The sequence below is a fragment of the Parasphingorhabdus sp. genome (assembly GCF_036964675.1).
GTDB lineage: Bacteria > Pseudomonadota > Alphaproteobacteria > Sphingomonadales > Sphingomonadaceae > Parasphingorhabdus.
In genome coordinates this window covers 1-8,932 of sequence record NZ_JBALTF010000086.1, presented here as the reverse complement: position 1 = coordinate 8,932, position 8,932 = coordinate 1, and the positions used below count along the sequence as shown (strand labels likewise).

6 protein-coding genes are annotated in these 8,932 nt (G+C 56.4%); 5 read left to right on the top strand and 1 reads right to left on the bottom strand.

What is annotated here, in order from left to right; genetic code table 11:
* The 3 genes from V7665_RS12300 to V7665_RS12290 form a co-directional block, all read left to right on the top strand.
* Nucleotides 1–554 (top strand): hypothetical protein (locus tag V7665_RS12300; protein ID WP_335664828.1); only part of this gene is annotated, 554 nt, incomplete at its 5' end.
* A 250-nt stretch (nt 555–804) separates the two neighbouring features.
* Nucleotides 805–4,293: a TonB-dependent receptor gene (locus V7665_RS12295; RefSeq protein WP_335664827.1), complete on the top strand. Its 3,489-nt coding sequence runs from the start codon at nt 805–807 to the stop codon at nt 4,291–4,293.
* Between the two features lie 178 nt (nt 4,294–4,471).
* Nucleotides 4,472–5,473: an SDR family NAD(P)-dependent oxidoreductase gene (locus V7665_RS12290; RefSeq protein ID WP_335664826.1), complete on the top strand. Its 1,002-nt coding sequence runs from the start codon at nt 4,472–4,474 to the stop codon at nt 5,471–5,473.
* Nucleotide 5,474: 1 nt separating this feature from the next.
* Here the strand turns inward: V7665_RS12290 and V7665_RS12285 are convergent, their stop codons facing one another.
* Entirely contained in the window at nt 5,475–6,044 is a 570-nt protein-coding gene (locus tag V7665_RS12285; protein WP_335664825.1) for an NADPH-dependent FMN reductase, read from the bottom strand.
* Nucleotides 6,045–6,182: 138 nt separating this feature from the next.
* Here V7665_RS12285 and V7665_RS12280 point away from each other — a divergent pair, with 138 nt between their 5' ends.
* Nucleotides 6,183–7,343, top strand: coding sequence for an acyl-CoA dehydrogenase family protein (locus tag V7665_RS12280; RefSeq protein WP_335664824.1), 1,161 nt, complete (start codon nt 6,183–6,185; stop codon nt 7,341–7,343).
* Between the two features lie 140 nt (nt 7,344–7,483).
* Nucleotides 7,484–8,698 (top strand): acetyl-CoA C-acetyltransferase, encoded by a 1,215-nt coding sequence (locus V7665_RS12275; RefSeq protein WP_335664823.1) that lies wholly within the window; start codon nt 7,484–7,486, stop codon nt 8,696–8,698.
* The last annotated feature ends 234 nt before the right edge of the window (nt 8,699–8,932 follow it).

The following is an 8,932-nucleotide window of genomic DNA, read 5'->3' as shown; positions in this document are numbered from 1 at the left end:
CGCTGACCCGCAGGATATTTGAAAAGCTGGGACCCGGGCAATGCGTGATCCTGCCGCAGGATGACTATTTTTTCGGGCTCGGCGACGCGCCCAAAGGCAAGGGTGGGGCCAATTTTGATCATCCCGATGCGGTTGATTTTGATCAGCTGCGCGCGCAGCTGGCCCGGTTGAAAAATGGCGAGGCGATTGACCGGCCGCTTTATGACTTTCCCACCCATATGCCGAAAGTGGAAACCCGGCGGACCGAGCCGCGGCCCATCATATTGATCGATGGCATATTGATCCTCCAGCACCAGCCCTTGCGCGAGCTGCTCGATCTCAGCATCTTTGTCGAATGCGATTCCGATACCCGATTTGCCCGGCGACTCGAACGCGACGTTCGCGAACGGGGGCGCACCGCACAATCGGTGCATGAGCAATTTGCCAATCAGGTCGGACCGATGCATGATCTCCATGTCGAGCCCTCGAAATACCATGCGGATATCGTGATAAATTCGCAACAGTGCGAATCGGCCTTTGACGATCTGTTTCAAACCATCGTCGACCTGATTTAGCGCGGTAAAACAATATTTTGACCGTAATTTTTCAAGCTCGAGAGCGCTTGTTTCAGCGAAATAATGTCGGGAAAAAAGCGACCCGAAAAAACAAAATGCTGCGCTGCGGCATTTCTCGTTTCATTTGAGACAAAATTGTCATTTATGGTCCTTAGAGAGGGCCGGCTTTGGTTGCACTGTCGATGAATCGCGGGCGATCAACTTGAGACAGTTCTATTTTAACGCGGTGCACAAACGGGGAATTCCTATCATGAAAATCAAATATCTTTTGGCTGCCAGCGTTGTCAGCCTTTCCACTGCCGGCCTGATGGCCACGCCAGCGGCGGCACAACAGATTACCTCGGGTATTGAAGGAACGGTCAGAGACGATGCCGGCACACCTCTTGGCGGCGCCACGGTCGTTGTCACCGATACGCGCACCGGCGCGGAAAGATCGCTGTCAACGGGTACATCCGGCCAGTTCCGGGCAGAGAGCCTCACGACCGGCGGCCCCTATACCGTGACCGCAACGGCCCCGGGATATGAAGGCCAGACGCTCGAAAACGTCAGCATCAACCTCCAGGGCAATACAACGCTCGGCTTTACCCTTACCAGCGGCGCCACCGAAAATGTGATTGTCGTCACCGGCGCACGGGTCGCGATTTCCCAGCTGGCGATCGGCCCCGGCCAGTCCTTTGGCGCAGCCGAACTGGCAACTTTTCCAACCATCACCCGTGATATTCGCGATTTCATTCGCATCGATCCCCGCGTCAGCCTCGACCGGTCCGGTTCCAATGACCGGGTCAGCTGCCTAGGCGGCAATGATCGCTCCAACTCCTTCTCGGTTGACGGCATCATCCAGTCCGATGTTTACGGTTTGAACGGAACGCCATTTGCATCGCGCAATTCGCTGCCGCTGCCGTTCGACGTCATTGCGGAAACTTCGGTAGAATTCGCGCCTTATGATGTTGAATATAGCGCCTTTACCGGCTGCGCCATCAACGTCGTGACCAAGGCTGGCCAGAATCAGTTTCATGGCAGCGCCTTTTTCACTTATTCCGATAGCGGGTTGCAGGGCGACACATTTGCCGACACACCGCTGTCAATCGATCCGTTCAACGAAAAGCGCTATGGCGCAACGCTCTCTGGCCCGATCATTCCGGATCGCCTGTTCTTCTCGTTCGGCTATGAAGAAGCCAAGCTGGGATCATCGCAGGTTACCGGGCCGATTGGTTCGGGTTTCGGAACGGAACTGCCGTTCATCACCGAAGCACAGTTCAGCAACGTCTCCGACATCGTTCGCCAGAATTTCGGCATCGAATCCGGTGGCGTTACCCGCAGTCTGCCGGAATCCAACCGCCGCTTCTTCGGACGCCTTGACTGGATTATCAATGACCAGCACCGCTTCGAAACAACCTACCAGCGCCTGGACGAGACCAAGGTCAGTTCGGACGATGTCAGCACCTCGAGCCGCACCTATTCCGGCAACAACAGCTTCTACAATTCCGGCACGGCTTCCAATTATTATTCGGCTCGCCTCTACTCCAACTGGACCGATAATTTCTCGACCGAAATCCGCGCATCGCGCTCGGAAGTGCAGGATCTTCAGGATCCGGTCGGCGGCGGTGAAGCGCAAAATGCCAATCCAATCCCGCGAATTGTCGTTGGCGTAACCAATCCTGACAATGGTGAAAGTGGTTCGTTGGTATTTGGCCCCGGCTTTTCCCGCGCCGCCAATGACCTGAAGACCGAAATCAACCAGTTCAAGGTTAAGGCTGATCTCGAAGCCGGTGATCACAAGCTAACCCTCGGCGGCGAACTCAACCAGACCAAAGTGTTCAACCTGTTCGTCCAGAATGCAACCGGCACCTATACTTTTGCCGATGTCGCCGACCTCCAAGCAGGCCTGCTGGCTTGCGGTTCCAACACCTTCCCGACCGCCACCCAAATTCAAGCTGGCAACAATCTCGCGACCTGCCTGGCGGCAGACAGCCGCGGCAATAGAGGGACAAATGCTGCCGCAGGATTTTACGGCAATTATTCCTTCTCGGGCGATGTAAATGATGCAGCGGCCAACTGGAAACGCGGCCTTTTCTCCATCTATGCACAGGATGAATGGAAAGCGACCGACCAGCTGACCCTGGTTGGTGGCGTCCGGCTGGACTGGCTGGACGGCGATGCACCGGCCGCCAACCCGGTATTCCTGTCTCGCTACGGTTTCACCAATGCCAATGCGTTCAGCAAGGTAGATCCGGTGCTGATGCCGCGTTTTGCCGCAACCTATGATCTACTCAACAGCGGTATCTTCAGCGATACCCAGGTTCGCGCCGGCGTCGGAATCTTCACCGGCGGCGATCCAACCGTCTGGCTGTCGAATGCTTTCCAGAATAATGGTTTTGGTGTCGGTCAGGGGCAAACCGGAAGATCAACCTGTATACCTGCTGGTACACAACTTGCTGTGCCAACCGATGGTTCAGCACCGACACCGCCAATCTGCGCCGTCAATGCCGGTATAGATACTGCCGCAAGAGGCCTTGGCGATGCCCAGTCGACCGATCCGAATTTCAAGACACCAACAGTGCTGCGCGCCAACTTCGGTGTGTCGACGACATTCGGTACCGGCAACGGCGGTTTCTTTGACGACTGGAAGCTGAACTTCGATTATATCTTCAGCCGCTTCCGCAACCCTGCCGATTTTGTTGATCTGTCACAGGTATTAGACGTAACCCAGGGCCTGAACGGCTTCACCGTCGATGGTCGACCAATCTACCGGGCGATTGACCCGAACAATGCCGGTTGTACCGCTACCCTGACCGGTACCGGTGGAGTGCCGCCGACATATACCAATGTCAACGCACCCTGCTTCAGCACCAGCCGTGACGACGAGATCCAGTTGACCAATGGCAAGGCCTTCAACAGCCATGTCGCTTCGATCCGGTTGGGCAAATATTGGAATGGCGGAGTTCTCACCGACAATGGCGGCGTCAGCTTCAACCTTGGCTATGCTTACACAAACGCGAAGAACAACCGCTACAATGCAAGCTCAACGGCAACCTCGAGCTTTGATATTGTCGCATCGGCAGACCGTCAGAACAATGCCGTGGCAACATCGGAATATGAATCGCGCCACAACATCACCTGGGCAATGAATTTCCGCGAGGAATTTTTCTCTGATCTTGCTACCCAGCTGGGCTTTGTCTTCGTCGCACGTTCGGGTCGTCCCTATAGCGTGACCTTCGATAATGGCGCCGTCTTCAATGACTCGGCATCGGGCAATGACAATGCTCTGCTTTACGTGCCTGCCGGATTGACCGATCCCAACGTCGTCTATGTCGACAATGTTGTGAGCGGCAATGTGGTCCAGACGGCAGCAGCGGCGGCTTCGGGTCTCGACAATTATATCAACAGCGACAAGTGCCTCTCGAAAAATCGCGGCAAGACAATTGCGCGCAACTCCTGCCGCAATGACTGGTTCTTTGACCTTGATATGCGCCTGTCCCAGGAACTTCCTGGACCGGGAAGCCTGTTTGGTGTCGAAGACAAGATCCAGGTCTTTGCCGATTTCAACAATGTCCTGAACCTGATCGACAGCGGCGCCAATCTGTTCCGCTCGCGCAATTACACGACGCCACTGATCACCGGCGGTGTGGATAGCAACGGCCGTTATGTGATGAAGGGTTTCTCGCCTGACGACACAAATTTCCAGAACCTGTCCGCATCCTTGTGGCGCATTCAGATCGGCGTTCGTTACGAATTCTAAACGATCGAACGAAAACAGACAGAAAACGGCGGTGCTGAAAAGCGCCGCCGTTTTTCGTTGTCGGCAGTCCGGTCCAGAAACGGCATCGCGTTTAGCCTGACAGGAACGCTGCTTTCCCTTGCGAAATCTTTACCGGTTCGTGCTAATGGCAATGCGATTGTTATTGATGGAAGCCAACATGCCTGACGCCGACATTTCTCCCATTCTGGTAACCGGAGCCGCCGGATTCATCGGCCATGCCGTCTCGACACGGTTGGTCGAACGGGGCGAGTCGGTAATCGGGATTGATAATCTGAATGATTATTATGATCCGGCGCTGAAGGCCGCCCGGCTTGCCAATCTAAAGGCGCTGGATCGCTTCCGCTTTGTGGAAATGGACGTGTCCGATGCCGATGACGTCAAGACACTGGTCCAGGAGGGCGGCGTACAGCGGATTGTCCATCTCGCGGCGCAGGCTGGCGTGCGCTACAGCATCGAAAATCCTTTCGCCTATCAGAAGTCCAACCTGCAGGGCCATTTGTCGCTGCTCGAAGCCAGCCGCCACGCAGAAAATTTTCAGCATCTCGTCTATGCTTCTTCCAGTTCGGTCTATGGCGACAAGCCGATGGGTGTAGCGGGGTTTACCGAAGACGAGCCGGCCACCGATCCGGTTTCTCTTTATGCCGCCACCAAACGCTCGGGCGAGCTGATGAGCCAGTCCTATGCAAAACTATATGGTTTCCCGATGACCGGTCTGCGCTTCTTCACCGTCTACGGCCCCTGGGGGCGACCGGACATGGCCTATTTCGGTTTCACCCAGAAGATTTTGGCTGGCGAACCGATCGAGGTTTATGGCGAAGGCAGGATGGCGCGGGATTTCACCTATATCGATGATATTGTCGATGGCATATTGGGCGCGCTGGATCATCCGCCCGAACCGCATGAACACCGCATTCTCAATATTGGCGATAGCCGCCCGGTCGGCCTGATGGACATGATCAAGGCACTGGAGGATGCGCTGGGCATTGAGGCCAAAAAGGTCATGCGCCCGATGCAGCCGGGAGATGTGACATCGACCTATGCCGATGTCTCCAAACTCCACGCGCTGACAGGATATGCGCCCAAGGTGATGCTGGAAGATGGATTGAAGCGTTTTGTCAGCTGGTATCGCGACTTTTACGGCAATTTACCGCCAGCTTGAATCAGCGCGCTTCGGCGCGCTGCATGACCTGCTCTGCGACCAGTTTCAGCTGATCGTTTACGCCGGCATCGGCACAGACGCCATCGCGGAACATGCCGCCCGATGCATTGATGCCGACACCAAGCGGTGTTGGCCAGCCGCGCAGGGAATGGACGATCGAGCGCAGCGCCGCCAGCGTGCTGCCGACCGCTTGCCAGCCATAAGCGGTCACGATCAATCCGATCGGCAGGCCGTCGAGATAGATGCGCTCGTCAGCCGCTGTTTCTTCGATATAGTCGATGGCATTCTTGACCAGACCGGAGACGGTGCCGTGATAGCCGGGGCTCGACAATATCAGACCGTCGGCGCGGCGCACCAGCGCCACCAGGTCCTTACCCGTCTGATTGATGCCAGCGGGATCCGACCGGTAATGCGGCAGCGCCATCAGCCGATCCGATCCGAATAATTCGGTTTCCGCGCCCGCAGCGGCAGCGGCTTCCAAGGCAATTGCCAAGGCAACTTCGGTCGAGGATGTCGGATTGGTTGTGCCGCCGAGGCCGAGGATGAAAGGTTTTTTTGTCTGTTCCACCATGGAGCCATAACGATGATTGCCGGGCAATTGCAACGGGCTTGTTTCTTAATTGACCGATTAAATCCGGCACATTATGACCGGCACCAAATCGGCGGGCTTATGGCGCGCCTCTATCCCCTCAGACCGAAGGATATTCAGATGCGCAAATTTACCGAAGAACAGCATATGTTTCGTGACGCCTATCGCCGCTTTCTGGCCGACGAAGTCGCGCCGCGCATGGATGAATTTCGCGAAGCCGGAATTGTCGACCGGGAAATATTCAAGAAGGCTGGCGACCAGGGCTTCCTGATGGTCTGGCCGGACGAAAAATATGGCGGCATGGGCGACAATGATTTCCGCTATGAGCAGATCATCATCGAGGAAACCGCGCGGGCGGGCTGCGCCGAATGGTATAATACCCTGCACAGCCGTCTGGTCGGACCCTATTTGAAGAATATCGGCAATGAGGAACAGCGCGAACGGTTCCTGCCGAAATGCGTCAGCGGCGAGACGATTCTTGCGGTTGCGATGACCGAGTCCGGTGCCGGCAGCGATCTTTCCGGCATGAAAAGCATGGCAAAGGACATGGGTGACCATTGGCTGCTCAACGGATCAAAAACCTATATCTCCAACGGCATCAACGCCGATGTGGTGATCGTCGCGGCCAAGATTGACGGCGTCGATGACAAGCATGCGATGGTCCTGCTGATCCTCGAACGCGGCATGGAGGGTTTTGAGCGCGGCAAGAATCTGGAGAAAATCGGCCTGCATGCGCAGGATACGGCCGAACTGTTCTTCAATGACGTCAAGATACCAAAGGAAAATACGCTGGGTACGCCGGGCAAGGGCTTCGTCCATCTGATGGAGGGGCTGGCCGAGGAACGGCTGATCGCAATGGTCGGCTATGCTGCGTCGGCGCGGCGGGCCTTTGATGTCACGCGCGAATTTGTCATGGATCGGGATGTTTTCGGCAAGAAATTGTCAGATATGCAGAATACCCAGTTCAAAATGGCCGAAATGGACGCAAAAATTGACATGTTGCAGGTCTATGTCGATCATTGTGTCGACATCCACAACCAGGGCGGACTCAACGCCAATATCGCTGCCAAGGGCAAGATGCTGGGCAGCGAAATCGAATGGGAAATGGCCGATCTCGGGCTGCAGCTGCATGGCGGTGCCGGCTATATGAAAGAATATGAAATCAGCCGGATCTTCACCGATGCCCGGATGAGCCGGATCTATGCCGGATCAAGCGAGATCATGCGCTATATCGTCGGCCGCGACATATTCAGCCAGAAATACCAATCGATCCTCGATTAGTTTATGGTGGAAACGGACCAAGGGGAAGGCGAGTCGCGTCCGGCCCTAGTTGACGTTTACGTAAACTGGTTGACTGTGCTGCACTGCACCATTAGCATTGCGCAACATCCTTCCCATTCTTCCAGCGAGAGGAACCCCGAATGACCGAAGCCTTAATCTATGACGCAGTGCGATCGCCGCGCGGCAAGGGCCGCAATGATGGCGCCCTGCACGAAATCACCGCTCTCGACCTCGCCGCACAGGTGCTGGCATCGATCAATGATCGCAATGAGCTAGAGGGCCATGAAGTCGAAGATATCGCCTTCGGCTGCGTCTCCCCAGTAGGCGAGCAAGGCGCGGTAATCAGCCGCATGGCCGCGCTCAAGGCTGGCTATGCCGACACCACCTCGGCGATCCAGGTCAACCGCTTCTGCGGTTCGGGTCTGGAAGCGGTGAATATCGCTGCTGGCAAGGTCTGTTCGGGCGAAACCGATCTGGCTATTGGCGGCGGTATCGAATCGATGTCGCGCATCCCGATGGGCAGCGACGGCCTCGGCGGCATGGCCGACCCGACTCTCGTGTTTCAGGAATATTTTGTCCCGCAGGGCATTTCCGCCGACCTGATCGCCACCAAATATGGCTATAGCCGCGATGACGTCGACGCCTATGCCGTGGAAAGCCAGAGGCGCGCCGCCGCTGCCTGGGCAGACAATAGATTCGCCAAATCGATCCTGCCGATCCGCGATGTAATCGGAGAAATCGTCCTCGATCGTGACGAACTGATGCGCCCCGAAACCAATATGCAGTCGCTCGGCGCACTCGGCCCCGCCTTCAAGATGATGGGCGAGCAGATGCCCGGCTTCAACGATGTCGCGATCCTGAAACATCCCGAGATCGAGAAAATCAACCATGTCCACCATGCTGGCAACAGCTCCGGCATCGTCGATGGTTCGGCAGCCGTGCTGGTCGGCAATGCGGGTGCTGCCGAAAAATTCGGCTTGAAACCAAGGGCGCGGATCGTGTCGATGGCCGCGATCGGTTCGGAGCCGACGATCATGCTGACCGGGCCGGAATTTGCCGCCAAGAAGGCGCTGGATCGCGCCGGCATGACCGCCAGTGATATTGATCTGTGGGAATTGAACGAGGCCTTTGCCGCGGTCGTCCTGCGCTTCATGGACGCGATGAACGTCGACCATAGCGTGATGAATGTGAACGGCGGCGCGATTGCGATGGGCCATCCACTCGGCGCGACCGGGGCGATGATCCTCGGCACCGTGCTCGACGAACTCGAGCGTTCGGGCAAGTCGACCGCCCTGGCGACTTTGTGCATCGGCGGCGGCATGGGTATCGCCACGATTATCGAACGGGTGAACTAGTTGACTGTTCCCCGGCGAACGCCGGGGCCAGACTCCCTTTTGAACTGGATACCGGCCTGCGCCGGAAAACGAATACAGGACAGAACATATGACCTACGAAACACTCACAGTCGATCTGGACAGCGACGGCATTGCCCTGGTCACCATCGATCTGCCAGGCCAGTCGATGAACGTCTGGAACCAGGCGCTGATCACCGATTTCAAAGCCTTTATCGAAGAGCTGATCAGCAAGGA

What these genes read in the sequence shown, in the direction of transcription:
- V7665_RS12295 (WP_335664827.1), top strand. Translation starts at nt 805, where the DNA reads ATGAAAATCAAATATCTTTTGGCTGCCAGCGTTGTCAGCCTTTCCACT.
- V7665_RS12290 (WP_335664826.1), top strand. Translation starts at nt 4,472, where the DNA reads ATGCCTGACGCCGACATTTCTCCCATTCTGGTAACCGGAGCCGCCGGA.
- V7665_RS12285 (WP_335664825.1), bottom strand. Translation starts at nt 6,044, where the DNA reads ATGGTGGAACAGACAAAAAAACCTTTCATCCTCGGCCTCGGCGGCACA.
- V7665_RS12280 (WP_335664824.1), top strand. Translation starts at nt 6,183, where the DNA reads ATGCGCAAATTTACCGAAGAACAGCATATGTTTCGTGACGCCTATCGC.
- V7665_RS12275 (WP_335664823.1), top strand. Translation starts at nt 7,484, where the DNA reads ATGACCGAAGCCTTAATCTATGACGCAGTGCGATCGCCGCGCGGCAAG.